Here is a 20,756-nt window from a genome sequence, read left to right as displayed (position 1 = left end):
TTTCTTTTATAACATGACGTTCCTTATGCCATACTGTAAGGAGAAGATAGAATAGGGGTGAAATAATGGCTGTAAATGAAAAGATAGAGTTAGCTACGTTTGCCGGAGGGTGTTTCTGGTGTATGGTTTCGCCATTTGAAGAGATGGAAGGGATTATACAGGTTGTTTCAGGCTATACAGGTGGCCATAAAGAGGATCCAACGTATAAAGAAGTGTGCTCGGAAACAACTGGGCATTATGAAGCAGTACAAATTACATTTGATGCAAATAAAATGCCGTATGAAGAGTTGTTAAATATATATTGGAGACAAATTGACCCGACTGATATAGGGGGACAATTCCACGACCGTGGACAGTCTTATGAAACGGTGATTTTTTATCATAATGAAGAACAACATAAAAAGGCAGAGGCTTCAAAAGAAGAGCTCGAGAAAAGTGGGCATTTTTCGAAGCCAATTGCGACAAAAATATTGCCAGCTGCTACGTTTTATCCAGCTGAAGAATATCACCAAGGATATTATAAGAAGAATACATTTCGCTATGAGTTATATCGTAAAGGCTCAGGTCGAGATGCTTTTATTAAACAACATTGGCCAAAGAATAATGCTCATTTAAAAGAAAGATTAAACGAGATGCAGTTTTATGTAACACAGGAAAATGGGACAGAACCGCCTTTTCAAAATGAGTATTGGAATCATAAAGAAGAAGGGCTTTATGTAGATATTGTTTCGGGGGAACCATTATTTACTTCTTTCGATAAGTTCGATAGCGGCTGTGGATGGCCGAGTTTTACGAAACCAGTTATGTCAGCTAGTGTGAAAGAAAAAATGGATGTTAGCCATAATATGACGCGTACGGAAGTGAGAAGTAAAGAAGGAGATTCACATCTTGGGCATGTATTTCCAGACGGCCCAGGACAAAACGGCCTTCGTTATTGTATTAATTCGGCAGCGCTACGCTTTATTCAAAAAGAAGATTTAGGAAAAGAAGGATATGGTGATTTCCTAATCTTGTTTGGGAATAAAAAATAACCTCGCAGTCAGCGAGGTTATTTTTTTATTTTACTTTTTTCTTTTTAAATTTGCTTAATGCTTCATAAACGATTGGAACAATAAAAAGTGTTAATAACGTTGAACTTGTTAATCCACCAATTACTGTTACGCCAAGTCCTTTAGAAATTAAGCCGCTACCCTCAAATCCTAATGCAAGCGGGATAAGAGCCCCGATTGTTGCAATTGCAGTCATTAAGATAGGACGCAGGCGTGTTGTACCAGCTTCTAATAATGCTTCACGTGTTGATAGGCCGTCATTTTCTTTATGAATAACACGGTCAATGAGCACGATTGCGTTCGTTACAACGATACCAATTAGCATAAGAGCCCCAATCATCGCAGATACGCTTAACGTTTCGCCAGAGATTAATAAGGCAACGAGTGCACCAATGATTGTGAATGGTAGCGAGAATAAAATTGCGAATGGTGCAAGGGCACCGCCAAATGTAACAACAAGAACGAAGTATACAATGGCAATCGCAGCTAACATCGCTAAGCCAAGTTGTTTGAATGATTCTTGAATATCTTGTGTAACACCACCCATAGAAACATCTATACCAGAAGGAAGATCCATTTTATCTACTTCTTTTTGAACAGCGGCAGATGCTTTTGAAACGTCATCAGATGTTAGTTTTGCACTAACTTCCGCATAAACACGGCCATCACGATGTGTTACTGTGTTAGAAGTTTCACCTTCTTTTACAGTCATAACATCTTTAACAGCAACTTCATTACCAAGTGGTGTTGTAATTTTACGATTTGTTAAGTCATCGATCGTTTCATAGTTTTGTTTTTCAGTTTCTACATATACATTTATATCTTTATTATCTTTTTTAATTGTTGTAAGAACAGGGCGGTCATGTTGATTAGAAAGTCCCATTCCAATTTGAGCAGCAGTTAGCCCCATTTTACTTAACTTTTCTTGATCAGCGACTAAAGTATATTCTGCATATGTTTTTGCAACACTAGAGTCTATGTCTTTTAAATCTTTATTTTTCTTCATGATATTTTGAATGTCTTTCACGACAGGCTTAATTTCTTCAGAGCTATCTCCATAAACGTATAGCTTAATTTCGTTACTACCGCCACCTGCTCCGAAATCTTGGTTTTTCCATTCACCTTTTCCAGACATCTTTTGTAAATCTTTAACGACTTGTTCTTTCTCTTTTTCAAAGTTTTTCGTATCGTTATCATATTGAACGAAGAACATCGCTTGATTTGTTTGACCAGGGCTCATTGGGTTTTCGCCGCCTAATGAGAATTGAATCGTTTTGACGTCTTTTTTATCTTGGAAATGCTTTTCAGCTTTCGTTGCAATTTTTTCAACGTCGTCTAACGTTTGACCTGGCTCAGGTTTGTACGTTGCGATAATCATTTTTTCTTCTTCAGATGGTAAGAAGCTGACACCGATGATTGGTACAAGTGCAAGGCTGCCTACTAATAGGAGGACTGTGATACTTGATGTAATAATTTTATGGTTTAACGCCCATTCAAGTATACGTTTATAGCCGTTTGCTAATTTGCTTGGTTTTTCCTCATGATGTACTTCTTTTTCTCTCATGCTTTCCTTCTTAAATAAGGAATGTGCTAGCATCGGCACAATTGTAACTGCCACAAGTAAGGAAGCAAGTAGGGCAAAAACAATTGTTAAAGCAAATGGTAAGAACATTTCACCAATCATACCCTTTACAAGCCCAAGAGGTAAGAATACAGCGATTGTTACAATTGTAGAAGACATAATCGGGATAAACATTTCTTTCGTAGCTTCACGAATTAAATCTTTCCCACGTAATTTCTCTTCTGATAAAGACATACGTCGGTAAATATTTTCAATAACAACAATTGAGTCATCAACAACGCGTCCAATAGCAACTGTCATTGCTCCAAGTGTCATAATGTTAAGGGTAATATCCATTTGTTTTATTACTAAAACTGCAATTAATAAAGAAAGTGGTATAGAAACGACAGAGATTAGTGTTGTTCGAATGTTTCGCAGGAACAACATAATAATAACAATCGCAAAGATAGCACCGAAAATAGCTTTGCTAAGCATTGTTTCGACTGATTTTTCAATAGGCGCACCTTGATCGAATGTTGAAATAATCTCTAAGTCTTTATATTTTTTCTCAAGGTCCTTCACTTTATCTTTAACTGCATTTACAACATCAACTGTATTCGCATCAGCAGCCTTCACAATTTGAATACCGATTGCTTCTTTTCCATTCGTTCGAGAAATGGATTCTGCTTTTCCAACTTCTTTAATATCAGCAATCTCCTCTAATGTAACCGTTGGCATGCCGTTCATAGCGGCCGGATTCATCTGTGGTGCTTGGCTACCTTGACCATTCGGTGATGAAGGGATAGCTGGAATTTTTAATTCTTTTAATGCTTTAATTGTTGTAATGTTACCATCGACAACAACTGATTTTTCCGTATCTTTAAATGTATATAAGCCAAGTGGTAACGATACGTCCGAACCTTTAACCATATTTTTTACAGTATCTTCACTTAAACCTAATTCTTTCATCTTATCTTTTTTGAAGACAAGCTGTACTTCGTCTACTTGTTGACCTGCGATTTGAACAGATGCGACACCATCAAGTCCTTTTAATCCAGGAACAACATTTTTTTCTACATTTTCTGTTAAGGCAGCTAAAGATTCATTTTTACTCGCTACGCTTAATGAAATAACAGGAAAGGCATTAAAGTTTACTCGTGAGACTTTCGGGTCTTTCACACCTTCTGGCAGTTTCACGTTTGCGAGCGATTCTTTAATTTCCGTTTCGGCTTTTTCCATATTTTTATCAAAATCATATTCTACCTGAATAGAAGATGCGTTTTGATAAGATGATGAACTAACAACGTTTACACCGCTTAAATTTTGGAGTTGCTCTTCCATTGGTTTTGAAATTTTATCAGCTACTTCTTCTGGTGTAGCACCAGGATAAACCGTAGTTACTGTTACAATAGGCGTTGTAATATCAGGAATTGTTTCTAACTTCATATTCATCCCAGAATAAATGCCTGCAATGGTAACAATAATGGTTAGTAGCCAAACCGCGAACTTATTTTTTAACGAGAAATTGATAAGTTTGTTCATGTTTGCGCTCCCTTTTTATTGTATTGACCAACTGGTCAGTCTAATACATAATATAACTGACTGATTGGTCAGTCGTCAATGAAAAGGGATGGTATAATAAAGTGAAACTGTAAGGGGAGAGATTTTTTACTGGTCCTTACTGAATCATTAGCTTTTATTAATTGAGCTTCTATATAGATAGTAGGCCTCGAAAAGAATTTTGTCTCGCTAAATTTTTGGGTAGTGATCTTGCTACTTGCTAATATAAAATTAAATTGAATTTAAATTTACATAAGATGCGAAATTAAGTTTAGGAGAGAAGATATGAAAGAAAAAGAGCGCTTAATTATAGAGATGGCTATGAAGTTATTTGCGACTAAGGGTGTAAATGCAACGTCAGTACAAGAAATTGTCACAGCTTGTGGGATATCAAAAGGGGCTTTTTATTTGTATTTTAAATCGAAAGATGAGCTTTTATTAGCAACACTTCGATATTATTATGACAAAATCCAAAAGAAAATGCTGGATATTGAAAAAGAATCGTTATTACCACGTGAAAAATTTGAAAAACAATTATATTTTCAGTTTACTGATGTGCAAAAACATAAAGAATTTATTATTATGCATGCAAGAGAAAATGCCATTCCATTTAATAAAGAAGTAGAAGAGTTTATGGTGCGGATGAAGTTAGAATCTCATGCATTTTATCGGAATAGCCTACTGTCTATTTATGGTGAAAAGATCAGTTCATACTTATTAGATTTGGTAATTATGGTGGAAGGGATATGCCACGGTTATTTACAATTAATTATTATAAATACGCCAGAAATTGATTTGTCCTATGTCTCAGCTTTTATTTTAAAAAGGATAGACAATTTAGTAGAGGGGCTTCTAGAATCTTCGGAGGAACCTGTTCTACATGAAGAGAGACTTGGAGAATTTCTTTGCAGTTCCGAGCTTATTAAGGAACAGGTGAAGGAACATTTTTTAAGTGAAATTATTGTATTTAAACGAACATTAGCTGATCAATTAGAAAATGATGAATTGCTTGTTACGCTAGATGTTTTAGAGGCTGAAATACGGTTATCAAATCCAAGGATTCCAGTCATTAGAGGGATGTTAGCTAATTTAAAAAGTTACGACGAACTAACAGATTTTAGGTTAAGGTTAACTGAGTATTACAATGCGCGAAATTAAAACAGAAATAAATTGCCAAGATAAAAAGGGCACCATTTGTAATGGGCCCTTTTTATTATTTAGGTCTTTCATCTGAATTTATTAGTTTAGAAGTATCGAAATTCTTTATTTCATTAGAGAAATCAGTTAGCCTTTGGTCATAATCATTTTTATTAGTAATAGGCTCAATTGTCGCTAATTGTTTTACAATCCAATCATTTATATATCTGTAATAGTGCGTTTGATCGGACATATAATTAGAAAGATTATACGTAACTTCTTTTTGATCTTGGAAATCATAGAGTTTTACATTTTTTAGTTCTTTTAATTTATTGTATACTTCTTTCTTAAATAACATATTTTCTTCTGTATGCTTTGGATCGTTTTTATCCATAACTACGTGATATGTTACTGGATACGGTGCATAGAAAAATGTAAACTGTACTTCCGGGTTTTGTTTTACAAGTTCAATAATATTAGAATCAAAAGATTTAAGCATTTGTTCATGATACCAACCCTCAATGATTGGTTGATGCGGTGTTCCATCGACAACCTTTTTGGCTATATCTACTGAGAATTTTGGCTCGTCATCTCCAAATTTATATAGCCAATGAGGATCCTGTGGAGATTTTGTTGGATCTAAATTTAATTTCATGTTCTGTAATGCCGTTTTTCGAGAATATGGGCTAAGAAAATATTGGATATCATTCAATTTATTTGTATCATACATGTAAGTTGGGAACGGTGAAGTTCCTTCTGATACCCATTCAGGTTTTCCAGAGAATGAATATAAATTAAGCTCCCAAATAATGTTTTTAACAGTTTTTGAATGCGTAGCTAACTGAGCTGTCATATTTTGTTCCCTTGCTGTTGAACCTGGAAGAGAGCCGTTAAAGCTTGTAGTATGAAGTAATTTATCAACATCAGGTTCAAGGAAATTTCTACCCATAGAAGTTCCTACAAATAAAGTATCATAATCCATATTTTTAACAAGTCCAGGCATTTGATAGCGTTCAGTAGCATAAAAATAATCATTTTTCTTAAATTTATATACGTACAATGGATCAAGCTTATAGACAATAGAGCAAACTATTCCAGATAAAATGAATAGGAATATAATAAACCAACATATAAAACGCTTATACATATTTTTCACCTACGGTTATTAGAAATTAAAGTATAAGAATGAACTTACACGATTTAAATACATTAAAGACAGTATAAACATGCTAGCTAATGCAAGAGCATAAATCGGTTTTGGACGAAAAGATTCTAATTTTTCTATAGAATTTTTCGTAAATAATACAATAACCATTCCAATTGCTAGGTATAAGATAGTTTGGAAGTTAAATTGACTACCAGTTACTTGGAATGGGAATAAATTAGCGATTGAATAAATTAAATTATCCAATGTAGAAACACCGGTTAATGTTTCTGGACGGAATTGGATAAGTGCTGTTTGGAGGTGCAAGTAATTTACATTGAACATGCGATTTAACATAGTTAATGCATCTTCTACTGAAGTTGCTCTGAAAAATACCCACGTTACATGAACAAATCCCATTGTTAAGATCCATGCGAATACTTTAGGCATTTTTCCACCTAAGTTTTTAAATAATCGGTGTATTACAATAGCCAATCCGTGTAAAACGCCCCAAATAACAAATGTCCATCCAGCGCCATGCCAAATACCACTAATAAGGAAGATTGTAAATAAATTTACATAAGTTCGAACTTGTCCCTTACGACTGCCCCCTAGTGGAATATATACATATTGAGTGAAAAATCGCCCTAATGTCATATGCCAGCGTCTCCAAAAATCTTGAATACTTAAAGATTTATAAGGAGAGAAGAAGTTAGTTGGTAATGTAATATTGAATAACAGCGCGGCACCTATTGCCATATCACAATATCCACTAAAATCAAAATACAGTTGTAATGTATATGCAAGCGATGAAATCCATGCATCAGTCGTAGATAGTTGATTTACGTTGCTAAAGCCAAAATCAGCCCATTGTGCTAGTGAGTCAGCAATTACTACTTTTTTAGTAAGGCCGATTCCGAATATATAAAGGCCTTTTGCAATATTCTCAACGTTCAACTTTCTCTTGGATTCATCCTGGAATTGAGGTAGAACCTTACTATGATGGACAATTGGTCCTGCAATAAGTTGCGGGAAAAACGTTACGAATAAGCAAAAATCAATAAAGTTAAACTTTGTTAATTCTCTCTTATAACAATCTACTAAAAAACCTATCTTTTGGAAGGTGATAAAACTAATTCCTAAAGGCAATAGCAGCTTTAATAAAGGTATATCAGTTCCAAATATAGTATTTATATTGTCTAAGAAGAAATCAGAATATTTGAAATACCCTAGCAATGAAATGTTAAATATTAAGCCAACTGTCAATAATATTTTTCGAGTTTTTTTATTCGTTTTTTGTATGATTTGTTGGCCTATAAAGGCGTTTGTAAATAATGAAACTCCTATTAGTAATAGATATTTCGCTTCAAAATATGCGTAAAAGTAGAGGGACATGCCCACTAAGAAAATTTTCGCAATGTTTTGATTGAATTTTTGCAATATAAAATATCCAATTACTGCTACAGGTAAGAAATAAAGCATGAATTCATAAGAATTAAAAAGCATATTATTGCCTCCAGCGTAAATAAAATCTTGTCTCTATAAAAAGCGTGACAACAGAATAAGATGTCGTCACGCAAAGTATAGTATATCATAAAATCATGGTTAATTATCCCATGTATATTATTTTTTGTTTTGTGCCCATTCTTCTATGTTCCAAGTTTTTGTTATCCAGCCTTCATAAAATTCTGGTTCGTGACATACAAGAAGGATTGTCCCTTTATATGCTTTCAGAGCTTTTTGAAGTTCTTCCTTTGCTGTAACATCAAGATGGTTTGTTGGCTCATCGAATAGGATCCAGTTACTTTCTTCACCCATTAACTTACATAAACGAACTTTTGCTTGTTCGCCACCACTTAATTGATTTAGCGGGCGAGAGATATGCTCATTTTTTAATCCGCATTTCGCTAACATTGCACGAATTTGATGTTGGTCCATGCTAGGGAATGTGTTCCAAACATCATCAATTGGTGTTATATTATCCGCTTTTACTTCTTGCTCAAAGTATGCAGGCTCTAAGAAGTCACCAAGACTCGTTTTACCGCTTAAAGGTTTAATTTTTCCTAAAATTGTTTTTAGTAATGTTGATTTACCGACACCATTACATCCAACGATAGCAATTTTTTCACCGCGTTCAATTGTCATTGTTAGTTTTGGTAATAATGGATGTGTATATCCGATTTCTACATCTTCACCTTCAAAGACGAAACGGCTACTTGCACGACACTCTTTAAATGAGAACTCTGGCTTAATTGCTGTTTCAGGACGATCAATACGCTCCATACGATCAAGTTGTTTTTGACGACTTTTTGCACGACCTGTCGTTGAATAACGAGCTTTGTTCTTTGCAATAAAGTCTTCCTGCTTTTTAATAAACTCTTTCTGTTTTTCATAAGCATTTATATGTTGATTTTTATTAATTTCGGCTAACTCTAGGAATTTTTCGTATGTCGCTGTATAGCGCGTCATTTTTGTAAATTCTAGATGGAAAATAACATCAACGCATTTGTTCATAAATTCCGTATCATGAGAAATTAATAAGAATGCATGTGGATATTCTTTTAAATAATTAGTTAACCAATGAATATGTTCAACGTCTAAATAGTTAGTAGGCTCATCGAGTAATAACACTTCTGGTTGCTCAAGTAATAGCTTTGCAAGTAATACTTTTGTACGTTGTCCACCACTTAGTGCTGAAACATCACGATCTAAACCGATTGCATCAATTCCAAGACCTCTTGCTGCCTCTTCGATTTTCATATCTAGTAAATAGAAACCACCTGCTTCGAGAGCATCTTGGATTTCTGCCATCTGCTCAAGAAGGTCCTCTAATTCTTCCGGTGTTGCCGTTCCCATTTTTTCTGCAACTTCATTTAAAGCTTTTTCTTTTTCAAATAAAGGTAAAAACGCGTCAGCTAATACATCACGAATTGTGCGACCAGGTGTTAAAATTGTATGCTGGTCTAAGTAACTGTAATTTGTACCAGGTGTCCATTCTACACGGCCTTCATCATGGATAAGTTGACCAGTAATAATATTCATAAATGTTGATTTACCAACACCGTTTGCACCGACTAATCCGACATGTTCTCCTGCTAGTAAACGCATGGATACATCTTTAAATAATGTGCGATCGCCAAATGTATGGCCTAGTTTTTCTACTGTTAATAAGCTCATAGTATCCTCCGTCCAACTTGAAATAGTACCTTGAATCATGATACTAAATTCTTGAGTATAATGCTATCCTTTCAAAAAGGTACATTATTCATTTTCCAGATCTTTATGGATAAAATACAGAAGATCGGCTTGGTTATTATGTTTTTATAGGTGTACAGGAGGAATTCATTAATTGGAACAATGCGTTAATACATACCGGAACGAATAAATAAAAAATAAGTATATTGACACTGATTAGGTTACTGGATAAGTTGATGAAAGAATTTGTAGAGATGCTATATTTAATAAGGGAACCTGTTATACTAAGTGAAGACAATTATGAAAAATACACTGGAAAAATACAAAGAATTTCATATTTGTGGTTTACAGGATACAGGTTATATATATGGGAAATAGATGTATTCGATTTAAATGGAAAGGTGAGGAGCCTTTCTTGAATGGTGTAAAGTATCTATTATATAATATGAAAAAATTTAAAATCTTTTTTTGGAGGTCAACGATGCCTAAAATTACGGTGCTAATGCCTGTATATAATGGTGAGAAATACTTAAGAGAGTCTGTTGATAGTATTTTAAACCAAACTTTTACAAATTTTGAATTGCTGATTATAAACGATGGATCAACAGATAGTAGTATGGAGATTTTGAATTCTTATAATGACGCACGAATAAGAATAGTGACAAATGAAGAAAATTTAAGATTGATTAAAACGTTAAATAAAGGAATCGATTTAGCAACAGGAGAGTATATTGCTAGGATGGATTGTGATGATATAGCAGATCCAAAACGTCTAGAAATTCAATTGCAGTATATGGAGAAGCACCCTGATGTTGCGGTTTGTGGAACTGGCGTTAAGGTTATAGATCAGAATCGAAAACCGTGGCAAATTTCAGGTTCACCAGATTTAATTAGAAATTGTTTATATGTTCGAAGCTGTATGATTCATCCATCTGTGATGATGCGTACGGAATTTTTAAAAGAAAATAACATTTACTATGATTTGAATTATTTACATGCTGAAGATTATGAGTTGTTCCAGAGACTAAGTGAGAAGTATAAGGTAGTTAACTTAGAGGAACCACTATTGAATTATCGATGGTCAGAAACAAGTGTAAGTAGTCTTAATGCTTCTGATCAAGAGGTTATGGCCGCAAAGATTTCTACAGAGGCTCTATCTCGCATTGGAATTGAATTTGATCGTGTACCATATGCAAGGAATACATTAACAAAAGAAGAACTACTAGAAGTAAAACGCCAATTAGAAGAACAATATTGTAAGGCCAACAGAGAGGATCAAAATATTAAACAAGTATTTCAATTTCTATGGCTTGATATGATTCTGAAAGGAACGCATCATGGTTTATGGAATATAAAAATACTGTTTTCTCCTAAGTTTTGTTCTGTTTCATTGATGGATAAAGGCCTTCTGACACGTATAATTGCGAAAAGTTTACTGAAAAAGTAATTGGAATGCAACTCAATGTTGATATATTACAATGAGAATAGTTTTTATAAGGTTAAAAATCAGAAAAGCGACGTGCTATTCACGAGTGAATGGTACGTCGCTTTTTATTACGTCTTTAAGATTTTTTTAATTTGGATGTAAATTTGGAAAGAGCCATGAATAAGATTTCATCTTTTGTCAGGAATAACAATAGAGTATATGCAAGTCCATTTGCGAAAACTAATGCTAGAAATAAAGGAATTGTTCCTGACACGTATAGTTGAACTACATAAGAAATTGGTAAGAATGTAAGGGAGTATAATAAATATTTAAAGTTGGCCATCGTAAATAGACGATAGTTTACCTTTAAGGATTTTCTGATATAAAAATATATATACGCAACAAGCAATAGAGTTGCAATTGTTGTTGTCAAAGTTGCTGTCGTTGGTGTGAATAAATTGGACTTCAGCAGTATTACTTTAAGTATAATATTTATAACCCCAAATACTAATAGCGCACGTACTAGTATATGTTCCTTACGTTTGATATACATAATTTGGTTTCCGAGAATGGATTGAATACCTAACACAACCATATAAACAGAAAAAATAGCCAATGTAGGTCCAGCGGCTGCATATTGTGCTCCACCATAGATTACAACAATTAAATTCGAGACAATGATAAGTCCGATTGCTGCTGGGAATAAGGTAATGAAATAAAGTTGAGATATTGTATTTAATAATTTATCGTATGCTTTTCCATCATCACTTTCAGATAAGTAAGAAAGTCTTGGTAAGGTTACTTGTATAACGCTTAACATGAGTAAGTTAATAATAGACATAATTTGAAAAGCCATTACATAGAAGGAAACATATTTTTCACCTACGTATTCTCCAAGGAAGAAGCGATCCAAATGAGTATAAAGTATATGTGCATTTGAAAAAATGGCAATTAATAATAATGGTTTTAAATGTTTTTTGATAGTGATATTTGAAAAATCAAATTTTACAGTACGCCTTATATATACGTAACTAATAATATTGTTTAAGAAATTAGAAAGTACTAATAGTCCTGTAAATTGATAAAAATCTTGAGAAGTTTGTACAAAGATAAAGAGCATTACGACGTAAATTAATTTTACAATGATGGTTTTCAATGTAATAAAGTCGAAATTTTCGTAGGCTTCATTTAACCATTCTACATAAAAAATATTTGCAATAAAGTTAAATCCGAATATAAGGAGGATATAAAACAATCCTTTGTCCGCATATCCGAAGTAACTAAATAGTAAGTATGCCCCAAATGTTAATAAATTCGTAAAGATACTTAATATAAATAAACTAGTAAATAATTGTTCAGACTTCTTTTTATTATCTTTAATTGCACTAATTTCTCTTAATCCATATTGATGAATGCCGAATACAGCAAAAATAAAGAAGTAAGTAAAAATTGTTTCAGAGAAGTTCACTTTTCCCATCGAAGAGGCACCTAGTGTACGATAAGCATAGGGGCCAACAAGAATTGGAAGTATGACATTGAAAACGTTTAATAAAATTTTGTATATAATATTTTTAGCAATTGATTTTTGCATAATAAAACCCTTCTAAATATATTTTTTATTTTTGTAATAGACCAAAATATTCGGTCTTAAAGGTTAAAAGTAAGAACAAGAACATCTGTATAAGTTTACCGCATATAAACTTTGTAAATCAACTTTTTATATTATTTATAATGTGGATAAAAGGTAGTTATTTCGTGCGAAGCTTTATACTGTGGATAAAAGGTAAGTCTATTACTGGAGGTTTTGATCAATAATATAATTATTGGTTATTTATATCGCTACATGGAGTAGCTTGCTATAGTTTAAATAGCGAGTAGGATGTAAGGAGAGCGAACAAATGTATGTTTAAAAACGATTAAATTTATAAAAAAGCCTCTTGATTGTCAAGATGAAATTAAGAGGCTTTTTTAATGTTAGATTTTTGAAAGATAAGTTCTAATGGATGAATCTTACTCTTTATCCTTTATTTTTAACTTTTGCTTTAATAAAGCATAATCTTGCGTTAATGTTACAAGTTGATGGTGTAATTTAGAGATTTTTCTCGTTAGGTCAAAAATTAAAATAAAACAGAATAATAGTCCGAATAAGAATAAAATGGACGGAGGATATTCTACTTTTAATAGTTTTCCAATCCAATTTATAATTTTATCCGTAGAACTTAAAATAGCCATTGCAACACAAACAAAAATCCATAAAATAGCATATTTTGTTTCTAAAGTCCCACGACGAATGGAATTAATAATTAAGAAGAATAGTAATAAAATAAAGATAAATGAAAAGGTAATTATATGCATTTATTATCAACCTTTCACGATTTTTTGCATCAATATAGCAAGACTTACCTTAACCATGTAATATGCAGATTTAAGGGGAGTGATGGAAGATTGTCCACCTTGTCGCTCTTGCATATTTACAGATATTTCATTAATGCGAAGTTTTTTCTTTTTTAAATGAATAAGGACTTCTGGCTCCGGATAATCTTTTGGATAATTGTGTGCAAAAATCTTAATTACTTCTCGATTGATAGCACGATACCCAGAAGTTGGATCCATAAATGTTTGTTTTGTTAGTACTTTCAATAGAGCGGTAAAATAAAAAATACCGATTCTTCGGGAAATACTACCTTTATATGCTGTTTTTTCTGTAAAACGTGAACCAAGCACCATATCGCATTGATCCTCGGCAATAGGCTGTATGATTTTGTATAAATCATCAGGATTATGTTGTCCATCAGCATCGAACTGAATCGCAATATCATATCCGTTCTCATAAGCGTATTTATATCCAGTTTGTACAGCTGAACCGATACCTAGATTGTATGGTAAATTAACAAGATGAACAGGGAAATCTTTTACGATTTGAGCTGTTTTATCTTTTGATCCATCATTAATAACGCAAATGCTTAATGCTGTAAAATGCTGTTTTAGTTCTAATAATCTTGTTAATGTATCTGCAATTGCTTCTTCCTCGTTATACGCTGGAATAATAATTAACGTTTTTGGTATTGAAATTGGTACCTCAATAGACATTATCGCACCATCCCTTATATACTTAATCATACTATGGTTATTTTTAAACGAACATTATTTAATATACCATTAATAGTATAACAAAATAAAGGAAAAGCTGATGGGTGATTTTAGGAAACAGGCATCGAATAAAAATGCTAAGGCGTAACACTTTATTATAATAAAAAATACATGCAAGGAAGAAAAAACCTGTGCATGTATAAGATAAAATCCTAATGTTACATATTCCAAGGCTTACTTAAAGTTAACACTTCAGCCATTTCTTTACTTTTTAAACGTCCTTTTTTTCTATTTTCTGCACGCTCTGAACCAGTTGTATGTAGCCAATGTTCTTCCTCTGTTTCAGGGATTACTTGTGGTACAGATGAAGGTTTTCCGTCTTTTAATGCGACAAATGTAATGAAACACGTTGCGGCCATTCTACGCTCGCCTGCTAGTAGATCCTCTGCAATTACTTTTACGAAAACTTCCATTGAAGATTTTCCTGTATAACATACGAATGCTTCATAACAAACAGAATCTGCTTGGTGAATTGGAGTTAAAAAATCAACGGAATCGATAGATGCTGTTACGCAATGTTTGCGGCTGTGTCTCGCAGCTGCAATTGAAGCTATACTATCAATTTCTGCTAATAATTTCCCCCCGAAAAGTGTTTGGTGATTATTTAAATCGTTAGGAAAAACACGTGTTGTTTTAATTGCTTTTGATTCTCGCATGAATTTCTTTTCCATATATTCATCCCCTATTTTCTGTTTTCAATCAGAGTGACATGTGTAAGTGGAGTACCCATATTAGATATTTAATGAAGTAAAGTGTTCCAAAAGAGGATTATCCCACTATTTGCGGGCTAATAGTCAGTGGGGGATGAACAAAACCCCCGTGGATTAAAGTTTCACTTTATTGAAATTTCTGTATTTGTATTCATGTAACTGAAAGAAAATTTATCATATATAAAATGTAGTGTAAAAGAGGATTCGCTTACATTGCAAGTGAAAAAGTAATGACTATGTATTTGTCATAGAAATTCCCTATTAACCTTGTGCTTATTCATGATAGAATCGTTTTGTTATGAATGGAAATAGAGGTGCAATGGACATATGAATCATATAAGAACAAATTTTTCGTCTTTCTTCAGTAAAATAATGATTGGTGCGATGCTCGCATTTTTTGCCTATAGTTGTTGGTCGGCTTTTGAAACAAGTAAGCAATTTTTTGGAGGAAGTACAACAAGTATAACAATTGTATTAGTGATTTTTGTTATTCTTATTTTGTTAGTAGCATCAATTTTGCAATATCGTTTTACAGATAAACAATTTCTTGTTTTTCTTATAAGCATATCTACAGTTGTAAGACTTATCACAGTTCTATTTGTAGATGTTCCAATGATAGGTGATATGAAAGCTATGTATGAGTCTGCAAAGCAGATTGCAATTGGCAATAATATAGAAAATATAGCACAGTTACCTTTTATTATTTATGAATCGATCATCATTCGTATATTTGGTGATACGGTATTCGCTTTACAATTATTTAATATTTTATTTTGTACAGGAACTGCATTTTTCATTTATCGCATTGCGTCAATGGTCTTTGGAGAAGAGTGTGGTCGTATTGCATCAATGTTTTACGCTTTATATATTCCAAATATATTTATGAGTTCTGTATTAACGGCGGAATCACTCGCAATATTTTTATTTTATTGTGCTTGTTACATATTTTTATATAAGGGATTAGACCATCCTTATATGTGGGTAATTTCAGCCATTTTATTTGCGCTTAGCAATATGATTTTCCCAATGGGGTTATTTTTACCTATTTTTATAGTTGTATATGTGCTGTTAATTGAATTATTTCAATCAGCAACGAAACAAAAATTACTATTAAAAGTGATGGGAATACTTATTCTGTTTTATAGTACTCATTTTGGTGTGAGCTATGGTATCAAGATGATGGGAATGTCACAGTATACGATTTCTAATCAGACTTATGTTCAATCTGTTTTAATTGGAAAAAGTCAAAATGAAGAAAAAATATCCAAAAATAAAAGTGTAAAAGAGCACATTGATCAAGAGTTAACAGAAATGGAAGTAGAAAGATTTAAACTGTTAAAACCAGTTATTAACCAGCTTTCAGACGAGGGAATAAATTCTATTATTTTTAAATGTGAAAAGCTTATATATATAGTGGTGACATTATTTATGGCCATAGCTTTATTACATTTTCTAATTAAGAAACAGCAAAGTGAAGGATATATGTTGTTTGTATTATTAATTACCGGATACGTGTCGTTAAGGCTCTTCCGAGTAGATATGGCATATTATAATATTATTATGCCAGCTTTGTTTATTTTACAAAGCTTTGGTGTTTATATGAGTTATTTTTACTGCCAAAAAATATTTTTCAGAAAATAAAAGAATCCATTTTGGATTCTTTTTTTGTAGATGGATGATAAGGATGAATGCAAAGCGGAGATGACGAATCTCCACTTTATATCGATTCGTCTTATCGGTTTAGTTCTAGTTGTAAATTATCCGCTGTTAAGGCCATTGTTGAGGAATCGTCTTGAATACTCTTCATTACTTGTGAGATAGTCTCTAATTCATTTTCAATTTTTTTATTTTGTTCTTTAGAGTTAGACATATCTTTTACGATTTCTTGGAAATATTGATCTGTCGCATGCATACTATCTGTCCCTTCAGATACGAGAGAGCTTATTTGTTCCACGGAAGAAGAGACGTGTATAATTTGTTCATTAGTTTTTTCAACGAGTTTTGTAACGTTGGAAATTGATTCTTTCGTTTGCTCTGATAACTTTCGGATTTCTCCCGCTACGACTGAAAAACCTTTACCAAATTCGCCAGCACGTGCAGATTCAATAGCAGCATTTAATGCTAGTAAATTTGTTTGCTCGGCGATTGATTTTACAATATCAATGATTTCGTTAATTTTGTTAGAAATATCAAGAAGTTCATGAGTATCAGTAATGATAGTTTCCATATTCGTTTGGATGCTTTCCATTCGTTTGTTTTGCAAATTTAATTGTTCTTTTCCTTTATTGGCCTTTTCTTCTGATGTCGTAGCTAATGATGTACCTGTTTTTGCAATTCCTACGATACTTTCTGATTTAGATGTTAACTGTTGAATAGAAGAGCTTGTTTTTTCAGATACTGCCGCTAGTTCTGTTGCAATATGTGTAATCGTCATAGTTGTCAGTTCTTTTTCTTTTTCATGTTCTTTTTGGATTCTTTCATATTCGGACTCATAAGCTGCAATAACAAGTTCCTGTTCTAATGTGAATAATTTATTTATTACGTTTATAGAATAAGAAAAATCGTCTATCGTTGAAATTTTCGTTTGCAAAATCTTTATGACGGAGCGGAATAATTCTTGATAAGCAGCGGTATACCATTTTCTATGTAAACCAATTTGTACGTGCCTTTTTGCAATTTTAACACGTTGTTCAATAAAATCTTCATTCATATTCCCGCTGAACAATTCTTTAATATGTGTCTTTAAAGTTTGTTTTAATTTGGGAATAGAGCTGTAGCGTTCAATAACAGCAATTAAATTAGGTTGTTTTGTGATGTTGGTGTAGAATTTTTCTGTTATCCAATCTATTTCCTCATAAATAAATGGCTGTAATACTTTAACAATTTGTAAATCTTCCTTTGAAATATGTAGCATATCCATTTGAGTTTTTAGTTCAGAATTAGCAGGCACGTTAAATATGATTTGTTGGTCTTTGCTTAATTCAATTATACTGGTGTTTGTTTTATTTTTTTTAAAAACCCCAAGCATCATTCTTCCCCCTGTTTATAAAACGTTTTCATTTTTTTGTTCTAATGTAATTATATATTTTTATATACAATTACTCTATAGTATATGGAATTGTATATAAATTAAGAGAATTCTATGTAGAATTCTCTTAATGGCCTTTATTAATTTTTGCATGTGTTTTAAAGAAAACTGGGAAATGTACATTATATATTACGGTGACTACACGAATAACGAATGTTATTAATAAACAGACATAGAAAGCTAATATGTGTGCCCCCATTGCATGTGTAATTAAGAAACTAACTGCTCCTAGAATAGAAGCAATTGCATATATCTCTTTTCGGAATACATACGGGATATCTTGAGCGCAAATGTCACGTAAAATACCGCCCCCAATACCTGTAATAACTCCCATTGAAACGACTAAAAACGAGGCGTCAACGTGATGTGACATTGCTGCATTTGCACCAATAGCTGTAAATACCCCTAAACCAACAGCATCAGAAAGCATAATAACGACTTGAAGTTTATTAATGCGCTCAAAAAACATACATGTGAATAATGCTGATAGTACACTTACGAAAAAGTAAATGGGTTTTACAAATGCGACAGGAGGCAGGTTACCAATCATAATATCACGAATAATACCGCCGCCGAGCGCAGTAGCTACAGCTAAACAAAGGACACCAAATAAATCTAGATCTTTTTTTAAACCAACTAATGTACCAGAAATGGCAGCGGCGATAATGCCAAGAAACGTAAATATATCGATTAATAACATGGCTTTAATTCCTTCCTCTTAAAGATGTTCCAGAGAAAAAATATACACTAAAGTTTTGGAAATAACAATTACTTTTCGCTACATGTAGAAAAATGGATGAAATAGCTAAAGAAAGCGTTTGAAAATGCTTGATAAGTAGCAATAAAGTAAAGCGAAAAAGTGTGGAAAGATTAATAGTATAGTTTTTTGATGTAGCTTAGTTGGAGGGATGGTACAATAAGATAAGTCCGATTTGTACATTTGTATAAAATGATAAATAAATATTTCTGTACGGTCGAAAATAAGTGCATATGTGTTAGATAGTTTTTATAGGGAGAGGGAAGGATAGCTAAAGGACAATGTTTTCGGTTACTAATAATGCTGGACTTGACTAGTTTCGGCATGAAAAATAGTTCTCAATTTAAATATGAGTTATGTTATAATTGCTAGGTGTGTTTAAACAGTAGAAAACTATGATTAAAAGATAATGTGAAGATTTTGTATGGAGGTCTTGGAATGTTAGCAAATCAAGCTAGGGTTAGATTTGAGCATTTTTTGCTCTTTTTTATTATTTTACAGCCTGTTTTAGATTTATTAACGTCTCTTAGCATTGAGTTATTAAAAGTAAATGCGACAGTTGGAATTATGGTGAGATTCCTCATTATGGCAATGGGCGGTATCTATATTTTAATTCAGGCAAAAGAAAGAGAAAATAGGAAGTTTTTGATTTATCTTGTATTACTAGGAGCTGCATTAGGAATAGGGTTTATTAATAACAAGTTAATCAAGAGTCCTATTGTACTCGCAGAAGAAGTTAAATTCATTGGAAAAGCATTGTATATATATATTATGCTTGGTTCATACATTTTAGCTTTAAAATCACTAAAGAAAACAGTAAATATTAGCGATAAAGTTAGAAATAACATTATGTATTCAACATTAATTATTAGTGCTGTTATGGTTATTTCTATTACGACAGGTACAGATTTCGGTAGTTATGAATGGATGAAAGTTGGTTCCCGAGGATGGTTCTATGCAGGTAATGAACTAGGGTCAATCTTAGCTATTATTTTCCCTATCGTGGTACTATATTCTATTCAAAAAACAAAGAGCGTGAAAAACGTTTTATATTGGATTCCATCGCTTTTAATGATTTACTCGTTAATTCAAGTTGGTACGAAAGTAGGGATGGGCTCAATTGGTGCTACGTTAGCAGCAGCAATCGGGATTATCGTACTACAATTATTATTTGATAGAAGAAATCCAAACAAAAGGTCTCTTGTACTTAATGGATTAATCGCTATTGTCCTATTAGCTGGTGTTGTCGGGACGTTTAAAATGACGCCATTAGCACAAAATATGGGTATTCATAACAACTATTTATCAGAACAAAATGTAGCGCAGCAAGGTCAAAAAGAAAAAGAAATTAAAGAGAAAATTAAAAAAGAAGAAAAACAACATAAAGTTGAGAAACCAGAAGAAAAGGCGAAGGTAGAAGCGGAAGTTAAGAAAGAGCTTGAGAAAGAGCAAAAGAAAGAAAATCAAGAAAATCTTATTTTCAGCGGACGTCAAGTATATGAAGAGAGACATAAGCAATTCTTTAAAGAAGCGCCAACGTCACAAAAATTATTAGGAATGGGTTATGCAGGTAACTTTAAGTATAATGAACAAAAGCAACCAGATCCGAAGTTAATTGAAATGGACTTCCATGATTGGTTTTATGATTTCGGAATTATTGGTTTTGCGTTAATGATGATTCCATTTATTTATTACGGCGTAAGAATCCTACTAGCATTTGTTACAAGATTTAAAGAGATATTTAATATAAAATATGGAATGATTACAGCAAGCTTAGTATTAGCATTAGGTATTGCATATATTGCAGGACATATTTTGACAGCACCAGGAGTCGGGATTTACTTTGTAGTGTTGTTAGCTTATCTAATCGTAGATCTAGAAATTGAATGATAAAAATAAAAGCTAACTTTTGTTAGCTTTTATTTTTTAGTACAGTAAAATAAAGATAGATGGAAATGTAGCGAGGATTTAAAGGAGGA

General features: G+C 32.8%; 16 protein-coding genes and 2 pseudogenes. 7 read left to right on the top strand and 11 right to left on the bottom strand.

The window, feature by feature from the left end:
- Positions 1–65: 65 nt before the first annotated feature.
- Positions 66–533: pseudogene (gene msrA / locus QCI77_RS31000) on the top strand (peptide-methionine (S)-S-oxide reductase MsrA); the annotation flags it as partial.
- 45 nt (positions 534–578) lie between these two features.
- Positions 579–1,031 (top strand): peptide-methionine (R)-S-oxide reductase MsrB, encoded by a 453-nt coding sequence (gene msrB, locus QCI77_RS30995; RefSeq protein ID WP_372421061.1) that lies wholly within the window; start codon positions 579–581, stop codon positions 1,029–1,031.
- Positions 1,032–1,056: 25 nt separating this feature from the next.
- Here msrB and QCI77_RS27510 read toward each other — a convergent pair whose 3' ends face one another.
- Positions 1,057–4,152, bottom strand: coding sequence for an efflux RND transporter permease subunit (locus QCI77_RS27510; protein ID WP_353825735.1), 3,096 nt, complete (start codon positions 4,150–4,152; stop codon positions 1,057–1,059).
- A 303-nt stretch (positions 4,153–4,455) separates the two neighbouring features.
- On the opposite strand from QCI77_RS27510, the gene QCI77_RS27505 reads away from it, so the two are divergent.
- Complete coding sequence (locus tag QCI77_RS27505; RefSeq protein WP_353825734.1) at positions 4,456–5,328, top strand: TetR/AcrR family transcriptional regulator; 873 nt, start codon at positions 4,456–4,458, stop codon at positions 5,326–5,328.
- A 55-nt stretch (positions 5,329–5,383) separates the two neighbouring features.
- Here QCI77_RS27505 and QCI77_RS27500 read toward each other — a convergent pair whose 3' ends face one another.
- The 3 genes from QCI77_RS27500 to QCI77_RS27490 all read right to left on the bottom strand — a co-directional run bounded on the left by QCI77_RS27500 (position 5,384) and on the right by QCI77_RS27490 (position 9,628).
- Entirely contained in the window at positions 5,384–6,454 is a 1,071-nt protein-coding gene (locus QCI77_RS27500) for a hypothetical protein (protein WP_012262077.1), read from the bottom strand.
- Positions 6,455–6,472: 18 nt separating this feature from the next.
- The gene (locus QCI77_RS27495; protein WP_002191341.1) at positions 6,473–7,957 is read right to left on the bottom strand and encodes an MBOAT family O-acyltransferase; all 1,485 of its coding nucleotides are present in this window, start codon (positions 7,955–7,957) and stop codon (positions 6,473–6,475) included.
- Positions 7,958–8,074: 117 nt separating this feature from the next.
- Positions 8,075–9,628 (bottom strand): ABC-F family ATP-binding cassette domain-containing protein, encoded by a 1,554-nt coding sequence (locus QCI77_RS27490; protein WP_002191340.1) that lies wholly within the window; start codon positions 9,626–9,628, stop codon positions 8,075–8,077.
- Between the two features lie 251 nt (positions 9,629–9,879).
- Between QCI77_RS27490 and QCI77_RS27485 the strand changes: the two genes are divergently transcribed.
- Both QCI77_RS27485 and QCI77_RS27480 read left to right on the top strand, forming a co-directional pair.
- Positions 9,880–10,065 carry a hypothetical protein gene (locus QCI77_RS27485; protein ID WP_353825733.1) on the top strand — a complete coding sequence of 62 codons (186 nt, stop codon included), beginning with the start codon at positions 9,880–9,882 and terminating at the stop codon, positions 10,063–10,065.
- 62 nt (positions 10,066–10,127) lie between these two features.
- Entirely contained in the window at positions 10,128–11,093 is a 966-nt protein-coding gene (locus QCI77_RS27480; protein WP_012262075.1) for a glycosyltransferase family 2 protein, read from the top strand.
- Between the two features lie 115 nt (positions 11,094–11,208).
- Here QCI77_RS27480 and QCI77_RS27475 read toward each other — a convergent pair whose 3' ends face one another.
- From QCI77_RS27475 to QCI77_RS27460, 4 genes are all read right to left on the bottom strand, one after another.
- Positions 11,209–12,663, bottom strand: coding sequence for an oligosaccharide flippase family protein (locus tag QCI77_RS27475; RefSeq protein ID WP_012262074.1), 1,455 nt, complete (start codon positions 12,661–12,663; stop codon positions 11,209–11,211).
- Positions 12,664–13,082: 419 nt separating this feature from the next.
- On the bottom strand, positions 13,083–13,427 hold the full coding sequence (locus QCI77_RS27470; protein WP_353825732.1) for a DUF2304 domain-containing protein: 345 nt from the start codon (positions 13,425–13,427) through the stop codon (positions 13,083–13,085).
- A 6-nt stretch (positions 13,428–13,433) separates the two neighbouring features.
- Positions 13,434–14,162 carry a glycosyltransferase family 2 protein gene (locus QCI77_RS27465; protein ID WP_000021472.1) on the bottom strand — a complete coding sequence of 243 codons (729 nt, stop codon included), beginning with the start codon at positions 14,160–14,162 and terminating at the stop codon, positions 13,434–13,436.
- A gap of 218 nt (positions 14,163–14,380) precedes the next feature.
- Positions 14,381–14,893: an acyl-CoA thioesterase gene (locus tag QCI77_RS27460; protein WP_000412118.1), complete on the bottom strand. Its 513-nt coding sequence runs from the start codon at positions 14,891–14,893 to the stop codon at positions 14,381–14,383.
- Positions 14,894–15,259: 366 nt separating this feature from the next.
- Here QCI77_RS27460 and QCI77_RS27455 point away from each other — a divergent pair, with 366 nt between their 5' ends.
- On the top strand, positions 15,260–16,573 hold the full coding sequence (locus QCI77_RS27455) for an ArnT family glycosyltransferase (RefSeq protein WP_353825731.1): 1,314 nt from the start codon (positions 15,260–15,262) through the stop codon (positions 16,571–16,573).
- 91 nt (positions 16,574–16,664) lie between these two features.
- On the opposite strand, the gene QCI77_RS30990 is transcribed toward QCI77_RS27455, so the two are convergent.
- From QCI77_RS30990 to QCI77_RS27445, 3 genes and pseudogenes are all read right to left on the bottom strand, one after another.
- Positions 16,665–17,471, bottom strand: a complete 807-nt coding sequence (locus tag QCI77_RS30990; RefSeq protein WP_370458378.1) for a methyl-accepting chemotaxis protein — start codon at positions 17,469–17,471, stop codon at positions 16,665–16,667.
- Positions 17,466–17,846 (bottom strand): annotated as a pseudogene (locus QCI77_RS30985) (protoglobin family protein); the annotation flags it as partial. The pseudogene QCI77_RS30985 and the gene QCI77_RS30990, both read right to left, overlap by 6 nt.
- 241 nt (positions 17,847–18,087) lie before the next feature.
- The gene (locus tag QCI77_RS27445; RefSeq protein ID WP_002016412.1) at positions 18,088–18,720 is read right to left on the bottom strand and encodes a trimeric intracellular cation channel family protein; all 633 of its coding nucleotides are present in this window, start codon (positions 18,718–18,720) and stop codon (positions 18,088–18,090) included.
- Between the two features lie 495 nt (positions 18,721–19,215).
- Between QCI77_RS27445 and QCI77_RS27440 the strand changes: the two genes are divergently transcribed.
- Positions 19,216–20,667 (top strand): O-antigen ligase family protein, encoded by a 1,452-nt coding sequence (locus tag QCI77_RS27440; RefSeq protein WP_012262070.1) that lies wholly within the window; start codon positions 19,216–19,218, stop codon positions 20,665–20,667.
- The last annotated feature ends 89 nt before the right edge of the window (positions 20,668–20,756 follow it).

It is taken from the genome of Bacillus cereus group sp. MG9, assembly GCF_040459995.1.
GTDB lineage: Bacteria > Bacillota > Bacilli > Bacillales > Bacillaceae_G > Bacillus_A > Bacillus_A mycoides.
This window is presented reverse-complemented; position numbering and strand designations above follow the sequence as displayed.

Excerpts from the sequence above, each read along its gene's own strand:
- QCI77_RS27505 (WP_353825734.1), top strand. The coding sequence starts at position 4,456 with ATGAAAGAAAAAGAGCGCTTAATTATAGAGATGGCTATGAAGTTATTT.
- QCI77_RS27500 (WP_012262077.1), bottom strand. The coding sequence starts at position 6,454 with ATGTATAAGCGTTTTATATGTTGGTTTATTATATTCCTATTCATTTTA.
- QCI77_RS27510 (WP_353825735.1), bottom strand. The coding sequence starts at position 4,152 with ATGAACAAACTTATCAATTTCTCGTTAAAAAATAAGTTCGCGGTTTGG.
- QCI77_RS27440 (WP_012262070.1), top strand. The coding sequence starts at position 19,216 with ATGTTAGCAAATCAAGCTAGGGTTAGATTTGAGCATTTTTTGCTCTTT.
- QCI77_RS27490 (WP_002191340.1), bottom strand. The coding sequence starts at position 9,628 with ATGAGCTTATTAACAGTAGAAAAACTAGGCCATACATTTGGCGATCGC.
- QCI77_RS27495 (WP_002191341.1), bottom strand. The coding sequence starts at position 7,957 with ATGCTTTTTAATTCTTATGAATTCATGCTTTATTTCTTACCTGTAGCA.
- QCI77_RS27455 (WP_353825731.1), top strand. The coding sequence starts at position 15,260 with ATGAATCATATAAGAACAAATTTTTCGTCTTTCTTCAGTAAAATAATG.
- QCI77_RS27460 (WP_000412118.1), bottom strand. The coding sequence starts at position 14,893 with ATGGAAAAGAAATTCATGCGAGAATCAAAAGCAATTAAAACAACACGT.
- QCI77_RS27475 (WP_012262074.1), bottom strand. The coding sequence starts at position 12,663 with ATGCAAAAATCAATTGCTAAAAATATTATATACAAAATTTTATTAAAC.
- QCI77_RS27480 (WP_012262075.1), top strand. The coding sequence starts at position 10,128 with ATGCCTAAAATTACGGTGCTAATGCCTGTATATAATGGTGAGAAATAC.
- QCI77_RS27470 (WP_353825732.1), bottom strand. The coding sequence starts at position 13,427 with ATGCATATAATTACCTTTTCATTTATCTTTATTTTATTACTATTCTTC.
- QCI77_RS27465 (WP_000021472.1), bottom strand. The coding sequence starts at position 14,162 with ATGTCTATTGAGGTACCAATTTCAATACCAAAAACGTTAATTATTATT.
- QCI77_RS27445 (WP_002016412.1), bottom strand. The coding sequence starts at position 18,720 with ATGTTATTAATCGATATATTTACGTTTCTTGGCATTATCGCCGCTGCC.